Origin of the sequence: Enterococcus crotali (assembly GCF_000633635.1) — a bacterium.
Taxonomy (GTDB): domain Bacteria; phylum Bacillota; class Bacilli; order Lactobacillales; family Enterococcaceae; genus Enterococcus_L; species Enterococcus_L crotali.
This window is the reverse complement of sequence record NZ_AYPQ01000001.1, coordinates 598,378-621,389: the sequence shown is the minus strand read 5'-3', so window position 1 is coordinate 621,389 and position 23,012 is coordinate 598,378. Positions and strand designations below refer to the sequence as shown.

The following is a 23,012-nucleotide window of genomic DNA, read 5'->3' as shown; positions in this document are numbered from 1 at the left end:
AAATTCAAATAATAGCTCGTCATAATTTCCAAAACCACATATACTGCGATTTTCTTTATAACTGATTCTTTTGCCATTTTTTTACGGCCCATTTATGACTGCCGCGTTTTAATAAATCAATGCCTATTTCAACAGAGACCCAACAAATATTGTTGGTTTTCTCCAATGGATCACAGACCTGTCGCCAGTTTGTTGCTACAAAGAAGTAACCTGGGTTATAATAATCTGTACTACGATGTCGCGAATGAAAATATTCATCCGCTTGTCCCAGATACTCACCAATCGTTACTTGGATTCCTAATTCTTCAAGCATCTCCCGATGAATCGCTGTTTCCTTCGTTTCACCAGACTCAATTTCTCCACCGGGTAAAAAATAAGCTCCATTTGGCGCTTGAATCAACACAATTTCAGTTTGACTATTTCTTGAGACAATAATATATGCACCTAGTCTTTTTTTATATACCAATGTTTCCGATTTTTCACCAAACGATGGTGTTTTCATAAGAACAACTCCCTTTTTGTTTAATTTAATTTTACATTAGAATTTTCTCATGAACAAGTATTAACCTAACTTTTCACTCACAAATTCGATACAGTCTATGCTACTATAAAAACATCAGCTTCTTATCTCATTCAAGCTGAACAATCCCCATTTACGAAAGGAAGATAACTTATATGAAAATGGCTCACACTTGTGTTCGTGTCAAAGATTTAGAAGCATCATTAGATTTTTATCAAAAAGCATTTAATTTCGAAGAAAGTCGCAGACGTGATTTTCCAGAACATAAATTTACCTTAGTTTATCTAACGTTACCTGGTGATGGTTATGAACTAGAGCTAACGTATAATTATGACCACGAAGCATACAATTTAGGAGACGGTTATGGTCATATTGCAATCAGCACAGATGAAATTGAGAAATTACATGAAGAACAAAAAAATGCTGGCTTCACTGTTACAGACATGAAAGGCTTACCTGGTACTCCTCCATCTTATTATTTTATTACTGACCCAGATGGTTATAAAATCGAAGTAATCCGTACTCGTTAATACGATCAAACAGTTAATCACAAATTTGGCTCGTTCAACTCCTTGCCTAATCTGCGGTTAGCTGTTTTTTTGCAGCCTTTATTACTTCAGCATACTTAAATATCCCAATTTCGTAAAAAAAGTGCTACACTGTTATTCTACATATTAATTGAGGACGTGATCAAATGACAACAACTATCGGCATAGCCGGCAATCAAATTATTCAATCCGTTGATGTATTCAACGGTAACCATGTAACTTATACACCTCAAGGATTTGTAACAGCTGTCCAACAAACAGGTGGGTTACCGATTGTTTTACCAATCGGAAAAGAAGAGGCTGCTGCGTCTTATATTTCAAAGATCGATAAATTATTATTGGCTGGAGGACAAGATATTTCCCCTGACTTATTCGGTGAAGAGCCCCATCCTAACTTGGAAGAGACAAATCGCAATCGTGACCTTTTCGAATTAGCGTTGATCAAGGAAGCGATTAGACAAAACAAACCTATTTTTGCGGTTTGTCGCGGTATGCAATTACTTAATGTTGCATTAGGAGGAACGTTGTACCAAGACCTCTCCTTATATTCCGGCTGGACTGTTAAACATGGACAACAACCGACCCAACCACAATTTGCCACACATGGCATTAACATTGAAAAAGATAGTGCTCTTTATCAGGTATTTGGAGAGGACTATCGGGTCAATTCTTATCATCATCAAGCAATCAACAAATTAGCCTCTTCTTTAAAAATTACTGCAAGATCTTCTGATGGCATTGTAGAAGCAATTGAATCAGTCGATGACAACCATCGATTGTTGGGCGTACAATGGCATCCTGAACTTCGTTTTGAGACAGATGCAAAAGAATTTAAGTTATTCGACTATTTTGTAAATCAATTATAAAAATACGAGGGTGCAGATCAAAAGTAAAAATCTCTTTTGGTCTGCACCCTCGTACTTTATTCAACTTTATTTCATTTTAGAAATTGAAATTATCTGGATCTGGGCCTAAACGTTCATTTGTGTTTAACTCATTGATTTGCTTGATATCTGCTTCAGTTAACTCAAAATCAAAAACATCAAAGTTTTGTTTGATACGATCTTGATGCACTGACTTCGGAATCACGATGATATCGTTTTGCAGATGCCAACGAATGATCACTTGTGCAGCAGTCTTATTATATTTTTTACCAATCTCAACTAAAGTAGGATTTTCTAGAATTTTGCCTTGGCCTAATGGTGACCATGCTTCGACCGCAATTTGATTATCTGTTAAGAATTTACGTAACGGCTCTTGAGTCAAGGTTGGATGAATTTCAATTTGATCGACCATCGGAACGATCTTAGCATCCTTGAGCAGCTCCTCAATGTGATGCTCATGAAAATTAGAAACACCAATTGCTTTTGCGCGCCCACTTCGATAAATTTCTTCCATAGCACGCCAAGAATCCTTATATTTCCCTTCGACTGGCCAATGAATCAAGTACAGATCAATGTAGTCTAGCTCAAGTTTATTCAAACTTTCATCAAAAGCTTTTAGTGTTGAATCGTATCCCTGATCGGCATTCCATAATTTTGTTGTAACAAAAATTTCTTCTCGAGGAACACCTGATGCCCGAATCCCTTCACCGACACTGACTTCATTTTTATAAGCAGCAGCAGTATCTATTAAACGATAGCCGGCTTGTAAAGCCCACTTTACAGAATCAACAGCTTCTGCGCCATCTTTCACTTGCCATACCCCTAAACCTAATCGTGGGATAATTGAACCATTCGCTAACTCTTTTGTTTTCTTAAAAGACATGTTTTTTTCATTCCTTTCTTTGAAAAAATGACTCTATTTTTAGTATACTCTTTTAATGCTAGGATGGAAAATAACTGGATTATAAAACGAGAATTTCCCTGCTTGCATAGAATTCCCTCTCTTAGTCGCTATGATCTTTCATGAATTTTAATAGTTCTATAAAATAAGAGCTTATTCTAATTATAGCGTTTTTGAGCTGTCCTTGATTTCTTTGTACGTGTCTTTTATTTAACTCAATATTGGCTAGTAAACGGATATTATTAATCTCTGTAACCTTTCGCTTTCTCACAGTCTCCTTGTCATTTTCTATCCATTCTGCTTTTCTAATTTCCTTCGTCTGATTCATGTGAGCATCATCATAGCGAGTCAGTTGATAAACTTCGATCAACTGATCTAATTTTTCAGCATATTGAGTATCTGTTGCGTATTTTCCAATCAAAAATGCAGTTGCTTCTTGGTAGTTGTTCGTCATACTTTTCTTTGTGCCATTGTAGAAATCTGGGTTACCAATTAATCCGTCTTTTAGCAACCTAGCGTAATCGTCCAAAGATTCTTCATATGACGGATATTGACGAAATTCGGCTTCTGTCGTCATCAGATTGCCTTGACCATCGTCCTCTTGCGTTTTCATTACGATTGATGTACTGTTATAATTTCCTTTGATTCCAAATAAATTATAAAAAGGTTCCTTGGACAAGCTACTATTTCCTGATTCCGACTCCAAAATTGCTTGTGCAAGCATCACGGAAGCGTATAAGTCATACTTATAAGCAATCGTTACAGCATATTTTTCGATCCTTTTAATAAACATCTCCGTTGCCTGATTTTTGACAATGACTATGGCTGGTAAGTTTTCATTAACTGACTCTTCACATGCTCGATGATAAATCGGCTCTAGATGATGGCTTGTTTCATTAGCCCCATCCTCGTAATCGCAGTCTTGCGCATATTCTTTTGTCTCTATCGGTTGTAACTGGTTGATTTCGTCAAGCGATATGGCAGTTGCCTTACTTGATAGTAGTGATATATTCAAGATTACAATTGTACCTAAAAATTTTTTCCTCACGTGACTCTCCTATTCTTGATCATTCTTCTTAGAATAGTAATACGCATTTCATTTCGTTTTTGATCAAAAATAGTAAAATTAACATTCTTTTCTTGATGAAAGTAAAAAAAAGAAAACAACGAATTGTCTTCGCCATTTCCTTTTCTGTTTATTGTAAAATTAATCCTCTTCAGGCAACTCTATTTTTTCAATTGTATTAAAATTGTCAAATTCTGAATCTACGCTGACTACTACTTTCCCTTTTTTATTTTCAGCTAGAACTCTAATTTTCATTTCTTTTACGTTAAATGACTTTTTATCTACAATCACGTTCATTTGGATCGATAAATCTTCATCTGTATCAAAGCCAGTAAAAGAAATATCATAATATTTTTTCAGTGTTTTATATAATTTTTTATCATACCCGTCATAGATGAAGTGATATTCATCATCGCTCGTCTCGAAACCCAAATCTTCAGAGACCAACCCTAATAATTCTAAGGGTACACTATAATCAACTTGCTTGCTGAACTCTTTTGCATCGACTTTAGCAGTTTTTTTCCAGACACCTGGTCGATCTTCCAAGTAAGCTTTGCCATCTTTTATAATCACTTCAAGTTCTTCGCCATCTGCTTTTGTCAAGTCAATACTGTACCCATTATTTTTGCGATCGACTTCTGAACTCATTTCGACTGTTGAATTATTTTTTTGACCTAATGCACTGACTTTTACACTAAGATCCATATCCAGTGAATAACTGTCAACTTTACTTTCCTGTGCATCCATACGCTTGAGTGCAGCTTCTTTAGTGAGTGGCTTATTGCAGCCAGACAATGTAAATAGCAACACACAAACCAAAACAAATTTTTTCATTTTAACTCCCCAAACTCTTCTATTATTTAGTACAACTGTTTCCTAAAACTTATTATACTAAACCTAAATTCAAAATACGAGCACTTTTCTGAATACCTTTATCAAATAAAAAAGAAGCCAAATCAAATATAACGTTGACTTCTTTTTTTCTATTATTTTATATTCCTAATCCAACCCTCTGGAGCTGGAATATCTCCAAATTGAATACCTGTCAGCTCATCGTAAAGTTTTTGGGTTACTGGTCCGACTTCGGTCTCACTATAAAACACATGAAAATCTTCATACGTTTGAATACCGCCAATTGGTGAAATGACAGCAGCTGTTCCACAAGCTCCAGCTTCTTTAAACTGATCTAAAGAATCAATAGACACATCTTCTTCAACTGCCTCCATCCCTAGATTATGCTCCGCTAAATAAAGCAATGAATACTTCGTGATACTTGGTAAAATCGATGGAGATAATGGTGTAATAAAGCGATCATCTTTTGTGATTCCAAAGAAATTAGCAGAACCGACTTCTTCGATTTTTGTATGAGTTTTTGGATCAAGATAGATACAATCCGAAAAATGCTTTTCTTTAGCTTCTTCTCCTGGCATAAAGCTAGCCGCATAGTTTCCACCTACTTTGATTGCGCCAGTTCCTTGAGGCGCCGCACGATCATAATCAGAAAAGATAAAGTTCGTCGGTGTTAAACCTCCTTTGAAATAAGCACCTACTGGCATACAGAAAACAGTAAAAAGATACTCAGGAGCTGGTTTTACCCCAATGCTTTCGCCAACGCCGATCAGAAGAGGACGAATATAGAGTGTTCCACCGCTACCATAAGGAGGAACAAATGCTTCATTCGCCTTTACCACAGCTTCTACTGCGCGAATAAATTTATCTTCTGGCACTTCTGCCATCATTAAACGCTTAGCACTACGATTCATCCGTTTAGAATTTTCATCTATTCTAAACAAATTGACTGATCCATCTTTGCAACGGTACGCTTTTAAGCCTTCAAAACACTGCTGTCCGTAATGTAGTGCTGCTGAACTTTCATGGATATGTAAAGTGTTATCTTCTGTTAGTTCCCCTTCATCCCACTGACCATCTTTCCATTTAGAGATATAGCGAAAAGGTGTTTTTATATATTCAAAACCTAAATTAGCCCAATCAATTGTCATACGATCACTCCTTATTTTCAGAATATTGTAACACATTTCCCATGAATTTGTTAAGCTTTTTACAGAAATAATGACATCTTTTTTCAAATTAAAGTATAATGATAGATAATCATCGATAAAAGAAAGTTGGGATTTCCTTGTTTATTCTCGCTCATTCAGGATCCAGTGCTACAATTGAAAGCACTATGGACTCTGGTCTTGATATAAAAGCTGTCACTGAAAATAAAGTCAATGCACTACAACGTTTTTGGAATGGAATCAATTGGGACGAAATTCTTGCGACACTGATTGAGAAAGCTATTTATTTATTATTTCTGATTCTCCTTTTCGCATTACTTAATCGTGTAGGAAAAACACTGATTGATAAAACATACGGGAACTATAGTAAAAAACAGTCATTTAGTGAAAGTCGTTTGAAAACATTACACACGCTGATCAACAATGCTTTTCAATATACGCTTTTCTTCTTCTTTATCTACTCATTACTGACAGTAATTGGTGTTCCTGTTGGCTCACTCCTTGCTGGAGCAGGTATTGCTGGTGTGGCAATTGGTTTAGGTGCCCAAGGATTCATGAATGATATTATCACAGGCTTCTTCATCATTTTAGAACAGCAAATGGATGTTGGTGACTATGTTCGTTTGACTGCACTTGGTATTGAAGGAACCGTCACCGCAGTAGGTCTGAGAACAACCCAAATGAAAGCTTTAGACGGGACTGTTCATTTTATTCCTAATCGAAATATTACCACGATAAGCAATCTTTCCCGCTCAAACATGCAAGTTTTGATCGATGTTCGGATCATGCCTGATGAAGGCTATGATCAGATCACTGCTATTATCGATCAAGTCAATCAAGAATTAAAAGAAAAATACACAGAAAGTATTCAAACAGGGCCGACAATTTTTGGTATGGTCGATCTTGGTAATGGAAATTTTGCGGTTCGTACCACGATGTACGTGTTAAACGGAAAACAAGCACCTATCAGGGAAGAATTTTTGGCTCAATATGTGAAAAAACTATCTGAAGCAAACTTTACGATTCCAAATACGCCTATTACACTAAAATAGAAAAAAAGTCCGGGACAAAACTAAAAATCAGTTTTGTTACGGGCTCTAAATCCGAATAAACGGTGAGATCAGAAGCAACCCCTTCGGAAATAAGCTGAGATTCACAAAAATTTGAAGAGCAATTTTCGTGAATCTCTTCTTATTTCTCGGGGTTAAACACTTCTGACCCAACCTCTTTCTATTTATCTAAGGATTTTAAAAAATTACCAACATGTTCTACAGCAAATGAAAGTGCTTCTTCTTTTGGATCAAACTTAGCAGAATGCAGACCATAAGGACTATCTACACCTAACCAAAACATTGTCCCAGGAACTTTAGATAATAAATAGCCAAAATCTTCCCCAGTCATCGCTATTTCTGCTTCTTCAAATATAACGTTTGCCTCTTGTTCCATAAATGACATGAATTTTTCTGTTAACTGTTTATTATTGATCACTGGCAGATAACCTTTTTGATCTAAAAATACATCTACTTCGCAGTTGAACGATTTAGCAATCCCTTCGCCTATTTCTGTGATTCTAGTTTGCGTTAATTGATTCATTTCGTCTGTTAATGTCCTAATCGTCCCAGAAATCGTTGCTTCGCCTGCAATCACATTCGTCGCAGTTCCAGCATTAAAGGTACCAAACGTAACCACAGCACCTTCGACTGGATTAACATTGCGGCTAACGATTGTTTGAGCTTGCTGAACCAGACTCATTCCAGCCACGATCATATCATTTGAAGCATGAGGAAATGCGGCGTGTCCACCTTTTCCCTTCAAAGTAATTTGAACTTCACATGTAGCAGCGAAAAGTGTGCCGACTTTCGTAGTAATATTTCCCACAGGTAAGTCAGGATTCACATGCAATCCATAAAATTCATCTGGTAACCAAGAACCAAATGCACCAGCTTCGTACATCAACATACCACCAGCTTCATTTTCTTCTGCCGGCTGGAAAAGAAACAAGTAATTATTTTCAGGTTGCTCAACTGTCAGCTGTTCCAATAAGCCTAGCCCAATCGTCATATGAAAATCATGCCCGCAAGCATGCATCTTTCCTAAGTGAGTAGATCGAAAATCGGACATAACTTCCTCAGTTATTGGCAGCCCATCAATATCGGCACGCCAACCGATTGTTTTTTTAGCGTTAGTCCCATGGACAAAAACCATGATCCCAGTTCGCCAAGTTTTATATTCCATAAAATCTGTTTTAATCGATGTGATAATTTCAAGTAAATATTTTTGTGTTTTTTCTTCTTCTAAACCAATTTCTGGTATTTGATGAAGTCGTCTTCGAATCTCAGTTAATTGTTCTTGAATCACTACTCTTCGGCCTCTTTTCCATTTCTCTATATCTTATTGTTGAACAAAAAATTTTTTCTGTCAATCCTTCAATAAGAGAAATTTTACAGTTTCTTACCAGTAAAGTCTTTAACTCTCGTTAATGATGACTTAAAAATGTTTGGCAAATTCACTGATCTTGTCTAAATCGATGCCTTTTAACTTATTTTTTTCGCTTACTGGAACCCAGGAAGGTTTGTAGCCACCAAAGGACACAATCTCGATTGCTTGATCCCTAATTTCTTTTGGAATACTTGTGGTAATTACATCTTCTGTTGTCTTTGGTTTTGAATTACATAAAAAACATGCGATTTTTTTAGATAATAAATCTGTTTGTTTTTTTTTCAAAAAATCTCTGATCGATTTATACATTTTATCATTGCGCACACCAGCTCCAACAATAACTTGGGAAAATTCCTCAAGGTTCGGTTTGTCTACATCAATATCAGCAATTGTAGAATTAGTGATCTCTTTCGCTAAACGTTCTGCACATTCCTTTGATGCACCAGATTTTGTTCCGTATATAATCAATGTTTTCATATGCTTTACCCTCACTTCTTTCTTTACTTTACAGATATTACTAAGCTTGTTATGATAGATTTGTTCTAGTTTTATTTTGACTAAAAAGAATCTCGTTTAACGAGATATATTAAGCATAAAGTGAGGGAGAGCATTTGTCAATCAATCAAAACTTAAATACTAACGTCTCTATCGAACAACTTACCTCTTTATTGCGAGGATTTGGTTCACGTTCAATCTTACACCAACAAGCAATCGTTCAAGCTTTAGGTATACCAGCGAATGATTATATCTCAATTGACTTATTGAACGAGCTAGGGCCGCTCACAGCAGGAGAATTAGCTGAGAAAACGGGACTATCCACCGGAACGATCACTGCTTTGATCGATCGATTGGAAAAAATTGGGTATGCTCGTCGGGAAAAAGACTCAAATGATCGTAGGAGAGTAATTATTGTTCCCACCTATGAAGATAGGGAAGAAATCCAAAAGGCTTATCAGCCATTAAACACCGCAATGCAAAGTTTAGCTAGAGAATATTCTGAAGAAGAACGACATATTATCAATCAATTTTTAGCAAAAGCTGTTTCAGTATTAGATGAACAATTACAAAATAACTAACTAAAACACTATCTTGCCAAATTCAAAAAAACAATTGAGCCCAAGACAAAACTGATGTTTAGTTTTGTCCTGGGCTCTAAATTTGAATAAACAGCGGAATCACATGCAGATTTTTTGGATTATTTCATGATATCGATCAAGTCCTTTTTAGAAGCCGCTGAGGCTGGCATATAACTAAAGACAACACCGATCAAAACTGAAATTCCCACAGCCAAGCTGATTGTAAATAAATCTGGTCGTACTGTAAAAGGTAAAAACATTGACACAACGATTCCTAAAATCATGCCTAATAGATACCCAGTTAAACCGCCTAATAATGTTAATGTTAATCCTTCAGCCAGAAATTGCTTTTTAATGTCTTTTTCTGTAGCGCCCAAAGCACGACGTATCCCGATTTCTTTCGTTCTTTCAGAAACAGAAATGTACATCATGTTCATGACACCAACACCTGCAATAAACAATGAGATTCCAGCGACTGCTGAAATAAATAGCGTCAGATTATCTAAAATACTCCCCATTTCATCAATTCCTGATTTAGGATTGTAGTTTTCGTATTCGCCAGTATTTCTCAAACTGCCGCTAAAATTCAGCTGTTTTAGTACTTCTGTCGTCACTTTTTCCATATCTTCACCAGGTTCTATTTCTAAATTTAAAATTGAACGACTTTCTGGTTTGTTAAAATAATGATCGTAACTTTTAATCGGAAAATAGGCAAGAGGCATTTCGTTTTCCATTGATAACGTTCCATTTTGGCTCGCTTTAATTCCAACAACTGTAAATAATTCATTCATCACCTCAAAGCCTTTTCCAAGTGCTTTTTCAGGGTCCCCATATAATTTTTGGGCTAATAGTTCATCAATAACTACCACTTTGTTTAATGTCTCGTTATCTTTTGACTCGATTTGTCGACCACTCAATAAATTTTCGGATGTATGATCAACTCTTTCTACTTTTTTCGTTAGTTTTTTACCTCGAATGTATAGCTCGACTTGGCGTTGAGTCAATTTTGTCTTTGGTATAAATAGGTCAACTTTTTTAACGCCCTTTATATTTTTGATCAAATCAAAATCGCTTTTTTTGAAGATTTCATTTTCAGCAAAGGCGTTCGCTACATCATAATAATTGAATGTAATATTACTCACGTTTTCATTTGTGTTAGTCATTGACATCTTGTCGATCATATCTCGTTTAAATCCATTTCCGATTGACACGATTGTAATCACTGAGGCAATTCCAATAATAATGCCGAACATCGTCAAGAAGCTGCGTTTTTTATTTTTCAGAATCGATTTTAAAGCCGTCTTCCAAATAACGAAATTTTTCATTTAATCAGCTCCTCTTCAACGATAACTCCATCTTTGACCCGAATCAAGCGATCACAATATGAGACCATTTCAGGATTATGAGTGACTAATATAATAGTTACACCTTCATTTTTGTTTAAATCCTGAAATAATTGCATAATATCTTCCGAGGTTTTGGAATCTAGAGCGCCTGTTGGTTCATCGGCGATAATAAATCTTGGTGAATTCACAATGGCTCTTGCGATGGCCACTCGTTGTTGTTGACCGCCGGAAAGTTGTTTCGGATATTTATTGCCTTTATCAGCTAAACCGACTTTGCTTAATACTTCTTGCACTCTCGCTTTGGTATTGGTGTAGGCTGTGCCGTTATATAGTAATGGTAGCTCAACATTTTCGAAAACAGTGTTATTTTCAATTAAACTAAAATTTTGAAAAACAAAACCAACTGATTTATTACGAATAGCTGAAAGTTCTTTATCAGAAAAATCCGTAATTTCTTTGCTTTCAAACAAGTATTTGCCTTCAAATTTTTTATCAATAAAACCAATCAGGTTTATCAAGGTCGATTTACCTGAACCAGATGGACCCATAACGGCCACAAACTCTTTTTCGTTGATTTCAAAGTTTATATTTTTCAAAACATGGAGTGTTTCTTCTTCCAATGAGTAAAATTTGTTGATTTGTTCAAGTTTAATCATTTTCGACCACCTGCACTTCTGCTTTATCTTTCAAAGCTTCATCAGGATTTGCAATGATTTTGACTCCTTTTGAAACACCAGACTCTACATTTTTAGCGCCATTAACCTCAACAACTTTGACGTCTGTTTTTACAGCTCGGCCATTTTTATAGACATAAACGAACGTTTTGTCATCTTTTTTCACGATTGACTTTTCAGGTAAAACTAATTGCGGTTGTTGTAACGAAACTTGTACTGATGAGCCATAAGCCCACGGAAAATCTCCATCCACAATAAACTCATACGTTGGAATTTCTGAATCGTTGCCTTTGCTTGTTTTAGGCAATTGATTGATACTATTGATTTTTCCTTGTGCTGTTTGATTTGAACCAATTGACGTCACATTGACTTCTTGTCCTACTTTCAATTTATTTAAATCATATTCTGTGACGATTCCTTTAGTCTGTTTCGTTTTACTTAACACTTGTACTAATGGCTGCTCCAATGATTTCTTCCCTGCTTCATTGACCATTACAATACCATCGATCGTAGCTGTAACAGTTGAGGTAACTTTTCCTTGTTCAGTTTCAAGCGCGGCTGCTTCGTCACTCACTTCTGTATTGGCTAAATCCAATGCTTGCTGGGCTTGAATCGTTTCATTATTTGTGGTTGTGACCTCTGTTTTTTGCTGCTCAACCTTGCCTTTAAGCTCCTCTTTCTTTTCTGGATCTGTTTCTCTATCGAATTCAGCTTGGCTTTGGTTTAAACTTGCTTGTGCTTGGTTATAACGGGTCTGAGCTCGCCCTAGATTTTGAGCAGCTTGCTGAGCTGTTAAACTACTTTTATTAACTGATCGTTGTTGTTGGTCTGCACGACTCTGCGCCTCCCCATTTAAATAATTAAGTAAAACATCTCCATTTTTAACTTCTTGGTCTTGTTTTACTGGAGTATCTGCAACAGTTCCTAAGGTTTGATCATAAAAAATATTTTCTGTTTGAGCAGCATTGACTTCTCCTTTTAACATCAGTGGGTCCAATTGTTCTAACGTAAAGACATTATAGCTAGGTTCCGTATTTTTAGGTGATGAAAAAAAGAGAAAATAACTTCCCACACCCAATCCAATCAGAATACCACCAATAACTATTTTAATTTTTTTATTTTTCATAATGTTCGTTCCTCCTGTTTAACTTGAATAACTAATTATAGCTAAAAATAAACTTACAGAGAATTGAATAGACGAACATTAAACTTACATAATTGCAAGTTTAATATAACAAAAAATGAGTAGGACATGACTCAAAGAGTTGTGTCCTACTCACATATAATTTAGATAACGAGATGATTCAGAAAAACTTTTTCTTATAAGTTATAACTTACGTAGCTCTTCCATCATATTCGTTTTACTTTTGGTTTTTGCATCAATATCTTTTATTTTTTAGCAGGTACTCCAGCAACAACGGTGTACGGCGCAACATCATCGACGACAATCGCTCCCGCTGCAACAACAGCTCCCTCACCAACTCGAATTCCTTCTAAAACAACAGCATTCGCACCAATCAGCACATTGTCTTCAATGACAACAGGCTCTGCACTCGGTGGTTCAATCACTCCGGCTAAGACTGTTCCTGCACCAATATGGCAATTTTTACCAACTGTAGCACGTCCCCCCAAGATTGCACCCATGTCAATCATTGAGCCTGCTCCGATCACAGCACCGATATTGATCACAGCACCCATCATGATCACTGCATTATCACCGATTTCAACCTGATCTCTGATTGTTGCTCCCGGTTCGATGCGCGCATTGACTTCTTTAATATCCAGCATTGGGATGGCAGAATTTCTAGAATCATTTTCTATTACATAATCTATAATATTCTCTTTATTTTGTTCTAAAAACTCTTTTACTACTTTCCATTCACCAAATAAAGTTCCTGTTTTACAGTTTGTAAAGGCTTGAATCTCATCAGGAAATGTTACTTCCTTAAGCTTACCTTTTAATGTGACTTTTACTGGTGTCTTTTTCTCAGCGTTCCCGATATAGTTAATAATTTCGTATGCGTCCATCCACGTAACTCCCCTCATAATTAAACAGCAGATTCACCGATTTCCCAGAAATACTGCTATTTTTTTTACCACCTAACTTACTGAATCGTTAAGTATTAAATAACCTTCATTTCCCTTGATTCTTCGCCTGATTTTGGAAGGATGATATTTTTTCTTTCCAACTCATGAGCCATATGATTGATCGCTTTTAGCAATTCTTTTCTTGTGATGATCCCTTTAAAGCATTGATTATCATCTACAACTGGGAGAAATGCTGCGTCAACTAATAAATGGAGAACATCTTCTAATTCCCACTTTTCACCGATCACTGGAACATTTACTTCCATGACATCTGCAACAGTAAAATCTTTTAATTTATCAAAATCAACTGATGTGATATCGAACATTTTATCTACGACATCTGATAAACTGATCAATCCAACAAAACGATCCCCTTTATCTAAAACTGGGATTTTTGAATATTTCACTTGAGATAAAACTAGTAGAGCATGACTTAGCGGATTCAAACACATTACATTTGCAACATTTTCCGCAGGAATCAAAAAGGTTTCTTGTTTTTCTAATAATAATTCTTTTACAGCAGTTCCAATCATTGGAGTGCCTCCATTTCATTTTCTTTGCCACAAGTATCATTGTACAGAAAACGTCTGCAAATGTCTTTAAATTCAAACTTTTTTCATAACTCTTAAAAAAAATTAAGGTTTGATCTTACTTTCTTCACGTTTTGTTCTTGGAGGAAATCTAAGTAGAACTGGACAAAATACTCTACGCCCTAAATACAAATAAATGATGGAATCAGATACAATCTCTTGCAACTGTATACTTCTCCATAAATGACTATTTGTTAAAAATAAAATGCAATTCTTTAAACGGTCGATGATCTCGTCCATAATATTGAATAACAAATTGATTCGTTGTACTTTCGATGATCGCATACGATTTCAGTTGAATCGGACCTCTTGGCTGACTGATACTTCCAGGATTTAAGTAAAGAACATTTGCCCGAACCTCGCAACCGATCTCGTGGGTATGGCCAAACAATACAATAGTTGCATTGGCCTGATCAGCCTGTAGAGCTAGAGTAGTTAGACCCATACGGACGTTCGCTAAATGTCCATGTGTCATAAAAATAGTATCTGTACCATTTTTTTCAACAATTGTGTTAGGAAATTCAGGATCATAATCGCAATTTCCCTTGACCACAATAAAGTCATTCCATAATACATCGGTAGGTTCTAATTCCGAATCACCACAATTAAACATTTTATCTACTTCTCCCCGATAGGTATCGGCTAAATCAACTAATATATCACGATCACCATGATTGTCGCTCACTACTAGATATTTCATACAAAGCCTCCTAATTTTTTAACCAATTTTCCCATTGATCTCTTAGTTTTGCAACAGCTTTTCCTCGATGACTGATTTCATTTTTACGTTCATCTGAAAGCTCGGCTGCGGTTTTTGTTCTTCTGGTACAAAAATAGTGGATCATATCCAAAACCGTGATCTCCCCGTGGGATTGTACCAATTTCTCCCAGCCAATCTCCTTCTACTACTAAGCTTTCTTTATCAGGAGCCGCAAATACAAGTGTACAATGAAATGTAGCTGTTCGTTTTTCTTTTGGAATCCCGGTTAGTTCATGCAGTAATTTTGCATTATTGGCAGCATTATTTGTTGGTTCTCCAGCAAACGCGCTGAAAAAATTCCTGGTCTGCCGTCTAAAGCATCAACAATCAAACCAGAATCATCTGCTAAAACAGGTTGTTTTATGAGCGTCGCAATCGTTTCTGCTTTTAAACGAGCATTTTCCTCAAAGGTTTTCCCTGTTTCCTCAACATCCGGTAACTCTGGATAGTCTAATAACGTTTTGACATGATAGCCTTTCTCGGCAAAAATTTTCGTAAATTCTTTGGCTTTTCCTGGATTTCTTGTGGCGATCACGATTGTTTTAGCTTCTGCGGGAAAAGATATTTCACTTAGTTGGTTCATTAAGGCTTCTTTTTGATAGGCAATCAAATGTTCAATTCCTGTCTTACCATAGAATAATAATGAGTTTAGCTCATCTCCTGAAAAAGTGGCCTCTTCTCCTGTTCCTTGAAGCTCAACGAAATTACCAGATTCTGTCATTACCAAATTCATATCAACTGCTGCAGCAGAATCTTCTACATAATCTAAATCAAGAACACAATTTCCATCATTTAAAATTCCTGCACTGACTGCAGCTAAATATTCTTTAATCGGATCTTCTTGAAGTTCTCCTTTTTTAAGCAGTTTATCGACTGCGATTTTCATCGCAACAAACGCTCCTGTAATACTGGCTGTTCTAGTTCCACCATCCGCTTGGACAACATCACAATCAACAATGATACTTCTTTCTCCTAATTTCTTTAAATCGATAACAGCACGTAATGAACGACCAATTAAACGTTGAATCTCCAACGTTCGACCAGTCAGCTTTCCTTTGGCGCTTTCACGAATATTTCTTGTATTCGTGGCTCTTGGAAGCATACTATATTCTGCTGTCACCCAACCTGTTCCTTCACCTTTTAAAAACGGTGGTACCTTTTCTTCCACCGTTGCAGAACAGATTACTTTAGTATCGCCAAAAGAAATCACAACTGAACCTTCTGGATGCTTATAGACATTGGTCTCAATAGTGATTTTTCTTAATTCTTTTGCTTGCCTTCCATCATGTCTGATCATGTATTATTCCTCCTAAAAATAGTTAAGCCTCAATAGAAAAATTATCTAACTATATTAGATAACCGAACTTGCTCAACCGTTATTGTTTCTAAATCTAGCCAGTCATCAGCAATCGCTTTAAACATCTTTGCCGATCCAGTCGTATAAAATTCGTTTGCTTCATTTTTGTATTGTGGAGTATTTGCTATATCAAAATAGTCTAGCAACATGCTAACTTCGCTTACCGTTTCAGCACCCGAATCAATCAATTTCACTTGACTTCCCATTACATTTTGAATCAAAGGACGTAACAAAGGATAGTGCGTACAGCCCAAAATCAGAGTGTCCAATTTTTTCAATTGTAGTGGATTTAATGTTTCTGATACTACTTTTTTTGCCACAGAAGAGTGAAACTCATTACTCTCAACGAGAGGAACAAACTTTGGACACGCTAAACTGGAAACAAATGTATTTGGTACTTTACTCTTTAATGCCTTCTCATATGCACTACTTTTGATTGTTCCAGCGGTACCGATAATCCCAATTCGATTATTTTTTGTCGCCTTCAAAGCAGCTCTCGTTCCCGGTAGAATCACTCCAACTACAGGTATATCTAAATATGCCTTGATCTCTTCTAATGCAACAGCTGTCGCTGTATTACAGGCAATCACTAACATCTTGATCTTCTTTTCTAAAAGAAAATTTGTCATTTCCCAAGTGAACTGCACGACCTGCTCAGCAGGCCTTGGTCCGTATGGACATCTCGCTGTATCTCCAAGATAAATCAATCGTTCATTTGGTAATTGCCTCATTGCTTCTTTCACTACCGTAAGTCCACCGACTCCGGAATCTATAAATCCTATTGCTTCATGATTATTCAAGTCAATCAAACCTTTACAGTATTTTTTCACTATCTTTATTCTCTACTTTTTGACTCCTTTTTTCAAGTTTTAATGTCAGTCTGCTTCATATTATATCACTTTTTTCATCAAGGTTTCATTTGCTGTATGTTTACTAAGTGTATTTTTTTATCGACTATAGAAAAAAAACTGGTAATCTCATTTTTCGTATGTTATAATTTCTAACATTAACAAACGAATAGAATTATGATGAAAAGATTAAATTAAAACGAAAACAATTTTTATGAAGAGGACGTTCCTTTTTCATCGAACAGGCTTTAAAAGCTATATTAGATATAAAAAAAGTATATCTTATCCTCTTTCCATATTCTTAGTTTATAAAAAGATGTCCTTTTTATATTTCTATCTATTTACTCGTCTATCAATGGTCACTAAAAGTGATGTGATAATTTTATACATAAAGGAGAATGAGCATGATTTCATTGGAACATGTAAATAAATTTTTTGGGGATCATCATGTGTTGAAAGATGTGTCTTTAAGTGTTGCTGAGGGAGAAAAAATTGTGATCATCGGACCTTCAGGCTCTGGAAAAAGCACATTGATTCGTTGTATCAACCGTTTAGAAAAAGTTAGTGACGGGCATATACTAGTAGACGGTATCGATATTACAGAGCCAAAAGCCCCTGTTCAGCAGGTGCGGCAAAAAGTGGCGATGGTCTTTCAAAGCTTTAACTTATATGCGCACAAAACAATCATTCAAAATCTGACATTGGCACCGATCAAAGTCAAAGGTGTGAGCAAAGAAGAAGCAACCAAAACCGGAATGGAATACTTGGAAAGAGTCGGTCTAGCTGATAAAGCCAATGCCTACCCTGCTCAGCTTTCCGGTGGACAACAACAACGAGTGGCTATCGCTAGAGCATTAAACATGCATCCAGAGATTATTTTATTTGATGAACCAACGTCAGCTTTAGATCCAGAAATGATCCAAGAAGTCTTGGATGTTATGGTTGATCTATCTAAGCAAAATATCACAATGATTTGCGTTACGCACGAAATGGGCTTTGCACGTCAAGTCGCTGATAAGGTTATTTTTATGGATGATGGGCAAATTATTGAAACAGGAACACCAGAGCATTTCTTTACGAGCACGCAAAACGAACGTGCCAAAGAATTTTTAAGTAAAATCATTCATAATTAGTAACACAACGATACTATTAAGAAATTTACAAGGAGGAATATTTAATGAAAAAGACAAAAAAAATACTAGGTGCGTTATCACTTGCTTTATTACTAGGAGTAATTGTAGGTTGCGGCAGCGGAGATGGCGATAAATCTGCAAGTTCTGGTTCTAAAGGAACAACAGATATCCAAAAAATTAAAGATGCTGGTGTCATCAAAGTGGGTGTTAAAGAAGATGTTCCCAATTTTGGATATATGAATCCAGATACAAATAAAAACGAAGGAATGGAGCCAGACATCGCCCGTTTGATTGCTAAAGAATTGACTGGTAGTGAAGATAATGTAGAATTCGTCGGAGTAACCGCTAAAACGCGAGGACCATTATTGGATAATGGTGAATTGGATATGGTGATCGCTACATTTACGATTACAGACGAGAGAAAAGAAACATACAATTTCACAACGCCTTATTATAAAGATGAGGTTGGCTTCTTAGTGAGAAAAGCAGATAAATTCACCGATACTGCAAGTCTTGACGGAAAAACAATTGGCGTCGTTCAATCTTCAACGACCAAAGAAGCCATCGAAAAACAAGCAAAAGAATTAGGTGTATCTTTTAAATATCAAGAACTTGGTTCGTATCCAGAATTAAAAACAGCCTTGACTTCTAAAAGAATCGATGCTTTTTCTGTTGATAAATCTATTTTAACAGGTTACGTCGATGACAGTACGGAGATTCTTAAAGACGGATTCTCACCGCAAGAATACGGTATAACAACGAAAAAAGCCAATACTGAATTAAACGATACATTAAATGGATATATCGAAAAATGGGAAAAAGATGGTACTTTAGAAAAAATCTACAAAACATGGAATCTAGATTGACATGCCTGATTCTATTCGATTTTGTCAGGATTTAGGAGGAATTTAGATGTTCATTATAGCAAATGCAGGACCGTTTGCACTCTATCGGTGGGAAGCATTATTCAAAGACTGGAGACTTTTTGGTGATGCTTTCCTTTATACCATTTTATTGGCTCTTGGTTCACTGATTGTTGCAATGATTCTTGGTATCTTTTTTGGCAGTCTATCAGCGATGAAAAATAAACTATTGAAGTTAATCAGTCGAATCTATGTTGAGTTTTTTCAAAACACACCATTGTTGATTCAATTTATTGTAGTCTACTATGGCTTCCCTTTGATAAGTCCGATGTTGACTTTTTCAACAACAACTATCGCCATTATTTGCGTTGGTCTTTATCATGGCGCTTATATCTCTGAAGTTGTTCGTTCTGGCATTGGCGCTGTGCCAAAAGGGCAATTTGAAGCCGCATATTCCCAAGGCTTTTCTTATGGAAAAACAATGCTCTACGTTGTCTTGCCTCAAGCTTGGCGCATCATGTTGCCGCCGTTAACGAATCAAATCGTCAATTTAATCAAAAATACATCAACTGTTGCGATTATTTCAGGTGCGGATGTAATGTTTACTGCCAATAGTTGGTCTTCGATCAATTTAAATTATATTCCGGCTTTCACCGTTGCAGGATTGCTTTACTTTATCTTGTGCTTCCCATTAGCTAATTTGGCTAGAAAACTTGAAGAAAATAATAAGAAAGCTTATACCAGATAGGAGGATGCAAACATGTCTTTTTCGCAACAAATGAGTCAGCTGCTGACCGGCAATAATTTGCGCTTTTTATTCGATGGTTTGAAGCTTACACTTTATATTTCTTTTGTATCGATTGTTTTAAGTACCATTTTCGGGACAATTTTAGCTGTGTTGAGAAACCAAAAAAGCGGGCCTTTAAAATTTTTAGCTAGTTTATATATTGAAATCGTTCGGAATATTCCCAACTTATTATGGATTTATGTAATTTTTTTGATCTTTAAGATCAAGTCTACCCCAGCTGGTATTGTCAGCTTCACTGTTTTCACAACTGCGGCTCTAGCTGAAATTATCCGTGGTGGTTTAAACGGTGTAGATAAAGGTCAAAAAGAAGCGGCTCGTTCACAAGGATTTAGTAATTTTCAGATTCTTATATATATCGTCTTACCTCAAGCAATCCGCAATGTCTTGCCAGCTATCGTTTCACAGTTCGTAACAGTGATCAAAGATACTAGTTTCTTATATTCAGTGATTGCTCTACAAGAACTATTTGGTAAATCATATATTTTAATGGGTCGCTATGCACAAACGGAGCAAGTCTTTGCTATATACGGACTTGTGGCTTTGATGTATTTCGTGATCAACTTCTCGATCTCTCAATTTTCGAGATGGCTGTCTAGAAACTGGGTATAAAAAAATAAGAGTGTAGCAAAAACTAAAATATAGTTTTCGCTACACTTTTATTTTTTATCGAATCGTTACGTTAAATTCCTCTACTAAAGCTTTTTCCACTTTTTCCATTGAGCGATTGATTTCATCATCGACTAATGTCGCTTCCGCATTTATAAAAGTTAAGCTATAAGCCATTGATTTTTTGCCTTCAGTGATATTATCTCCTTGGTAAACATCAAATAAATGGACGGATTGCAAGAATTTTCCAGCGTGTTTAGAAATCGTTTCAATTAATTCTTGGCTTGTTATCGATTCATCAACTAACAACGCAATATCTCTAGAAACTGCTGGGAATTTTGAAATTGGTTGGTAAACTAAGGCGTCATTTTCTTCTTCAATGATTGCTTGAAGATTTAATTCAGCAGCATATGTTTCTGGAATCTCATATTCTTTTGCTACTGTTGGGTGAACTTGACCAATAAAACCGATGACTGTATCATTCAATTTCACTAAAGCTGTTCTTCCTGGGTGTAACTGTTGCTGATCTTTTGTCGCAGCATACGATATTTTATCTGCAATACCTACAGAGTCAAATAAAACCTCAAGCATTCCTTTGATTGTATAAAAATCAACGGGCGTTTCTTTTGTCTGCCAATCTTTTACCACTCTATTTCCTGATAAGACAATGCCTAAATGATTTTCTTCATATGGCAATTGTTTTTTAGGGTCGTTATCTTGGTAAAACACTCGACCGATTTCATAAAGAGCAACATTATTATTTTTACGAGCAACATTATATGCCACATCATCAAGCAAGCCTGAAATCAAGTTCATTCTTAAAACAGAACGTTCTTCACTCATCGGCCATTGTAGACTTGTTGTTAAACTGTCTCTTATCATAAATTGACGAGATTTCTCTTCTGTTGTCAACGCGTAGCTGATTGCTTCACTTGCACCACAGCCTTCTAATAAACCTTTGATTTTACGAACTAATAATTGTCCACTCGTTAAACTTCCTGCCACAGTTTCCCCTTTTGGTAAGGTTGATGGCAAGTTATCATACCCGTAGATGCGTGCAACTTCTTCGATCAAGTCTGCTTCAATCGTAATATCCCAACGTCTAGGAGGCACCGTTACAGTGTATTTTTCTTGATCAAGTTCGTAAGCAAAGCCTAACGTATCGAAAATTTCACTCACTGTCGCTTGATCCATCTCAGTGCCCAAGTATTCATTGATCCGTGAAATCGTTACACTGACAAGCACATCTTCAAGGGTCAATTCGGAGCCAACTGCTTTTCCTGAAACAACTGTTCCCCCAGCTAACTTAGCGATCATTGCTGCAGCTACATCACCCGCTTCGCCAATCGTTGCATGATTAATACCTTTTTCAAAGCGGCTAGAAGATTCACTGCGTAAATTGAATTCTTTTGAGGTTCTACGAATAGATAAAGAATCAAATAATGCTGATTCTAAAGCAACTGTAGTTGTTTCGTCAGTAATCTCTGAATTGGCACCACCCATTACGCCAGCTAAAGCTACTGGAGCTTTTCCGTTTGTAATGACAATATTTTCATCCGATACTTTTCTTGTTTCGCCATCTAAAGTGACAATTTCTTCGTTCGATTTACCGCGTCTCACTAAAATAGTTTGGCTATCTAATTTATCATAATCAAACGCATGTAAGGGTTGTCCAAATAATAAAAGAATGTAGTTTGTTACATCAACCACGTTGTTGATCGGACGAATGCCTTCATTCATTAGACGTGTTTGCAACCACAACGGACTTTCTGCAATTTTTACATCTTTGATGATTCTGATTTGATAAGCGGGTGTATCTTTTTTATCTTCCACTTCAACAGAAATGTAATCAGCAGCCGTTTCACTAGCATCTTCTTCTAAAACTGCATCATTGAATTTAGGCGTTTGACGGTAAATAGCGCCTACTTCATATGCAACCCCACGCATACTTAACGCATCTGCACGATTTGGTGTAATCGACAATTCGATAATATGATCATCCATATCTAAATAAGAAAAGACATCATCGCCATTGACAGCCTCTTGCGGCATATAATAAATGCCGTCAGAATAAGCTTTAGGAATCACATTATCAGAATAACCTAATTCTTGTAAAGAACAGATCATACCATTTGAGACCTCACCGCGCATTTTTCCTTTTTTGATTTTTTGATTGCCAGCAATACGAGAACCTGGTAAAGCTACGATCACTTTGATACCGACTTTGACATTCGGTGCACCACAAACAATTTGTGATAATTCTTCTTCACCGATATCCACTTGGCAAATCGATAAATGATCTGAATTCGGATGAGGAATACATTCCTTGACCTCGCCAACCACTATTTTTTTCAAGCCTTCTTCTGGTACCTCAACACCTTCGACTTCGATCCCAGTCAAAGACATTTGGTCAGATAATTCTTTTGCAGAAATTTTCGAAAGATCTAAATACTCACTTAACCATTTATAAGAAACTAACATCGTCGA

22 protein-coding genes and 2 pseudogenes are annotated in these 23,012 nt (G+C 36.3%); 8 read left to right on the top strand and 16 right to left on the bottom strand.

The window, feature by feature from the left end; all coding sequences use genetic code 11:
- Window positions 1-55: 55 nt before the first annotated feature.
- The gene (locus V192_RS0102940) at window positions 56-502 is read right to left on the bottom strand and encodes an NUDIX hydrolase (RefSeq protein ID WP_025868879.1); all 447 of its coding nucleotides are present in this window, start codon (window positions 500-502) and stop codon (window positions 56-58) included.
- 173 nt (window positions 503-675) lie between these two features.
- Here V192_RS0102940 and gloA point away from each other — a divergent pair, with 173 nt between their 5' ends.
- Window positions 676-1,050 (top strand): lactoylglutathione lyase, encoded by a 375-nt coding sequence (gloA, locus tag V192_RS0102935; protein WP_025868878.1) that lies wholly within the window; start codon window positions 676-678, stop codon window positions 1,048-1,050.
- A 164-nt stretch (window positions 1,051-1,214) separates the two neighbouring features.
- Window positions 1,215-1,934 carry a gamma-glutamyl-gamma-aminobutyrate hydrolase family protein gene (locus V192_RS0102930; protein ID WP_025868877.1) on the top strand — a complete coding sequence of 240 codons (720 nt, stop codon included), beginning with the start codon at window positions 1,215-1,217 and terminating at the stop codon, window positions 1,932-1,934.
- 76 nt (window positions 1,935-2,010) lie between these two features.
- Here the strand turns inward: V192_RS0102930 and V192_RS0102925 are convergent, their stop codons facing one another.
- The 4 genes from V192_RS0102925 to V192_RS0102910 form a co-directional block, all read right to left on the bottom strand.
- On the bottom strand, window positions 2,011-2,835 hold the full coding sequence (locus V192_RS0102925) for an aldo/keto reductase (protein ID WP_025868876.1): 825 nt from the start codon (window positions 2,833-2,835) through the stop codon (window positions 2,011-2,013).
- 121 nt (window positions 2,836-2,956) lie between these two features.
- Window positions 2,957-3,901 carry a glucosaminidase domain-containing protein gene (locus V192_RS20805; protein ID WP_025868875.1) on the bottom strand — a complete coding sequence of 315 codons (945 nt, stop codon included), beginning with the start codon at window positions 3,899-3,901 and terminating at the stop codon, window positions 2,957-2,959.
- Window positions 3,902-4,060: 159 nt separating this feature from the next.
- A complete protein-coding gene (locus V192_RS0102915; protein WP_025868874.1) occupies window positions 4,061-4,753 on the bottom strand; it encodes a DUF6612 family protein in 693 nt (230 codons plus the stop codon).
- Window positions 4,754-4,905: 152 nt separating this feature from the next.
- Window positions 4,906-5,919 carry a branched-chain amino acid aminotransferase gene (locus V192_RS0102910; RefSeq protein WP_025868873.1) on the bottom strand — a complete coding sequence of 338 codons (1,014 nt, stop codon included), beginning with the start codon at window positions 5,917-5,919 and terminating at the stop codon, window positions 4,906-4,908.
- A 185-nt stretch (window positions 5,920-6,104) separates the two neighbouring features.
- Between V192_RS0102910 and V192_RS0102905 the strand changes: the two genes are divergently transcribed.
- Entirely contained in the window at window positions 6,105-6,989 is an 885-nt protein-coding gene (locus tag V192_RS0102905; RefSeq protein ID WP_051581920.1) for a mechanosensitive ion channel family protein, read from the top strand.
- A 178-nt stretch (window positions 6,990-7,167) separates the two neighbouring features.
- Here the strand turns inward: V192_RS0102905 and V192_RS0102900 are convergent, their stop codons facing one another.
- Entirely contained in the window at window positions 7,168-8,295 is a 1,128-nt protein-coding gene (locus V192_RS0102900) for an N-acetyldiaminopimelate deacetylase (protein ID WP_025868871.1), read from the bottom strand.
- 129 nt (window positions 8,296-8,424) lie between these two features.
- Window positions 8,425-8,853 carry a flavodoxin domain-containing protein gene (locus V192_RS0102895; RefSeq protein WP_029948094.1) on the bottom strand — a complete coding sequence of 143 codons (429 nt, stop codon included), beginning with the start codon at window positions 8,851-8,853 and terminating at the stop codon, window positions 8,425-8,427.
- Between the two features lie 134 nt (window positions 8,854-8,987).
- On the opposite strand from V192_RS0102895, the gene V192_RS0102890 reads away from it, so the two are divergent.
- Window positions 8,988-9,452 carry a MarR family winged helix-turn-helix transcriptional regulator gene (locus V192_RS0102890; RefSeq protein ID WP_025868870.1) on the top strand — a complete coding sequence of 155 codons (465 nt, stop codon included), beginning with the start codon at window positions 8,988-8,990 and terminating at the stop codon, window positions 9,450-9,452.
- A gap of 119 nt (window positions 9,453-9,571) precedes the next feature.
- Here V192_RS0102890 and V192_RS0102885 read toward each other — a convergent pair whose 3' ends face one another.
- The 8 genes and pseudogenes from V192_RS0102885 to racE form a co-directional block, all read right to left on the bottom strand.
- Window positions 9,572-10,777, bottom strand: coding sequence for an ABC transporter permease (locus V192_RS0102885; RefSeq protein WP_025868869.1), 1,206 nt, complete (start codon window positions 10,775-10,777; stop codon window positions 9,572-9,574).
- A complete protein-coding gene (locus V192_RS0102880) occupies window positions 10,774-11,454 on the bottom strand; it encodes an ABC transporter ATP-binding protein (protein WP_025868868.1) in 681 nt (226 codons plus the stop codon). The genes V192_RS0102885 and V192_RS0102880 overlap by 4 nt, the downstream gene beginning before the upstream one ends.
- Window positions 11,447-12,598 carry an efflux RND transporter periplasmic adaptor subunit gene (locus V192_RS0102875; RefSeq protein WP_025868867.1) on the bottom strand — a complete coding sequence of 384 codons (1,152 nt, stop codon included), beginning with the start codon at window positions 12,596-12,598 and terminating at the stop codon, window positions 11,447-11,449. Before V192_RS0102875 ends, V192_RS0102880 begins: the two co-directional genes overlap by 8 nt.
- 201 nt (window positions 12,599-12,799) lie before the next feature.
- Window positions 12,800-13,500 (bottom strand): annotated as a pseudogene (gene dapD / locus V192_RS19110) (2,3,4,5-tetrahydropyridine-2,6-dicarboxylate N-acetyltransferase).
- Between the two features lie 95 nt (window positions 13,501-13,595).
- Entirely contained in the window at window positions 13,596-14,093 is a 498-nt protein-coding gene (gene cbpB / locus V192_RS0102865; protein ID WP_025868866.1) for a cyclic-di-AMP-binding protein CbpB, read from the bottom strand.
- A gap of 244 nt (window positions 14,094-14,337) precedes the next feature.
- Window positions 14,338-14,850, bottom strand: a complete 513-nt coding sequence (locus tag V192_RS0102860; protein WP_025868865.1) for a metallophosphoesterase — start codon at window positions 14,848-14,850, stop codon at window positions 14,338-14,340.
- Between the two features lie 10 nt (window positions 14,851-14,860).
- A pseudogene (gene rph / locus V192_RS22550) lies at window positions 14,861-16,204 on the bottom strand (ribonuclease PH).
- Between the two features lie 44 nt (window positions 16,205-16,248).
- A complete protein-coding gene (gene racE, locus V192_RS0102850; protein ID WP_035010801.1) occupies window positions 16,249-17,067 on the bottom strand; it encodes a glutamate racemase in 819 nt (272 codons plus the stop codon).
- Window positions 17,068-17,519: 452 nt separating this feature from the next.
- Between racE and V192_RS0102845 the strand changes: the two genes are divergently transcribed.
- Genes V192_RS0102845 through V192_RS0102830 form a run of 4 tightly spaced genes read left to right on the top strand, consistent with a single transcriptional unit; the run spans window position 17,520 to window position 20,528 of the window.
- Window positions 17,520-18,248 (top strand): amino acid ABC transporter ATP-binding protein, encoded by a 729-nt coding sequence (locus V192_RS0102845; RefSeq protein WP_025868863.1) that lies wholly within the window; start codon window positions 17,520-17,522, stop codon window positions 18,246-18,248.
- A gap of 44 nt (window positions 18,249-18,292) precedes the next feature.
- Entirely contained in the window at window positions 18,293-19,114 is an 822-nt protein-coding gene (locus V192_RS0102840; RefSeq protein ID WP_025868862.1) for a transporter substrate-binding domain-containing protein, read from the top strand.
- Window positions 19,115-19,160: 46 nt separating this feature from the next.
- Window positions 19,161-19,859 (top strand): amino acid ABC transporter permease, encoded by a 699-nt coding sequence (locus tag V192_RS0102835; RefSeq protein ID WP_025868861.1) that lies wholly within the window; start codon window positions 19,161-19,163, stop codon window positions 19,857-19,859.
- A gap of 30 nt (window positions 19,860-19,889) precedes the next feature.
- Entirely contained in the window at window positions 19,890-20,528 is a 639-nt protein-coding gene (locus tag V192_RS0102830; RefSeq protein WP_025868860.1) for an amino acid ABC transporter permease, read from the top strand.
- Between the two features lie 54 nt (window positions 20,529-20,582).
- Here the strand turns inward: V192_RS0102830 and pheT are convergent, their stop codons facing one another.
- On the bottom strand, window positions 20,583-23,006 hold the full coding sequence (gene pheT / locus V192_RS0102825; RefSeq protein ID WP_025868859.1) for a phenylalanine--tRNA ligase subunit beta: 2,424 nt from the start codon (window positions 23,004-23,006) through the stop codon (window positions 20,583-20,585).
- Window positions 23,007-23,012 lie beyond the last annotated feature (6 nt).

Excerpts from the sequence above, each read along its gene's own strand:
- V192_RS0102940 (WP_025868879.1), bottom strand. The coding sequence starts at position 502 with ATGAAAACACCATCGTTTGGTGAAAAATCGGAAACATTGGTATATAAA.
- gloA (WP_025868878.1), top strand. The coding sequence starts at position 676 with ATGAAAATGGCTCACACTTGTGTTCGTGTCAAAGATTTAGAAGCATCA.
- V192_RS0102930 (WP_025868877.1), top strand. The coding sequence starts at position 1,215 with ATGACAACAACTATCGGCATAGCCGGCAATCAAATTATTCAATCCGTT.
- V192_RS0102925 (WP_025868876.1), bottom strand. The coding sequence starts at position 2,835 with ATGTCTTTTAAGAAAACAAAAGAGTTAGCGAATGGTTCAATTATCCCA.
- V192_RS0102915 (WP_025868874.1), bottom strand. The coding sequence starts at position 4,753 with ATGAAAAAATTTGTTTTGGTTTGTGTGTTGCTATTTACATTGTCTGGC.
- V192_RS0102910 (WP_025868873.1), bottom strand. The coding sequence starts at position 5,919 with ATGACAATTGATTGGGCTAATTTAGGTTTTGAATATATAAAAACACCT.
- V192_RS0102905 (WP_051581920.1), top strand. The coding sequence starts at position 6,105 with ATGGACTCTGGTCTTGATATAAAAGCTGTCACTGAAAATAAAGTCAAT.
- V192_RS0102895 (WP_029948094.1), bottom strand. The coding sequence starts at position 8,853 with ATGAAAACATTGATTATATACGGAACAAAATCTGGTGCATCAAAGGAA.
- V192_RS0102885 (WP_025868869.1), bottom strand. The coding sequence starts at position 10,777 with ATGAAAAATTTCGTTATTTGGAAGACGGCTTTAAAATCGATTCTGAAA.
- V192_RS0102880 (WP_025868868.1), bottom strand. The coding sequence starts at position 11,454 with ATGATTAAACTTGAACAAATCAACAAATTTTACTCATTGGAAGAAGAA.
- V192_RS0102875 (WP_025868867.1), bottom strand. The coding sequence starts at position 12,598 with ATGAAAAATAAAAAAATTAAAATAGTTATTGGTGGTATTCTGATTGGA.
- cbpB (WP_025868866.1), bottom strand. The coding sequence starts at position 14,093 with ATGATTGGAACTGCTGTAAAAGAATTATTATTAGAAAAACAAGAAACC.
- V192_RS0102860 (WP_025868865.1), bottom strand. The coding sequence starts at position 14,850 with ATGAAATATCTAGTAGTGAGCGACAATCATGGTGATCGTGATATATTA.
- V192_RS0102845 (WP_025868863.1), top strand. The coding sequence starts at position 17,520 with ATGATTTCATTGGAACATGTAAATAAATTTTTTGGGGATCATCATGTG.
- V192_RS0102840 (WP_025868862.1), top strand. The coding sequence starts at position 18,293 with ATGAAAAAGACAAAAAAAATACTAGGTGCGTTATCACTTGCTTTATTA.
- V192_RS0102835 (WP_025868861.1), top strand. The coding sequence starts at position 19,161 with ATGTTCATTATAGCAAATGCAGGACCGTTTGCACTCTATCGGTGGGAA.
- V192_RS0102830 (WP_025868860.1), top strand. The coding sequence starts at position 19,890 with ATGAGTCAGCTGCTGACCGGCAATAATTTGCGCTTTTTATTCGATGGT.
- pheT (WP_025868859.1), bottom strand. The coding sequence starts at position 23,006 with ATGTTAGTTTCTTATAAATGGTTAAGTGAGTATTTAGATCTTTCGAAA.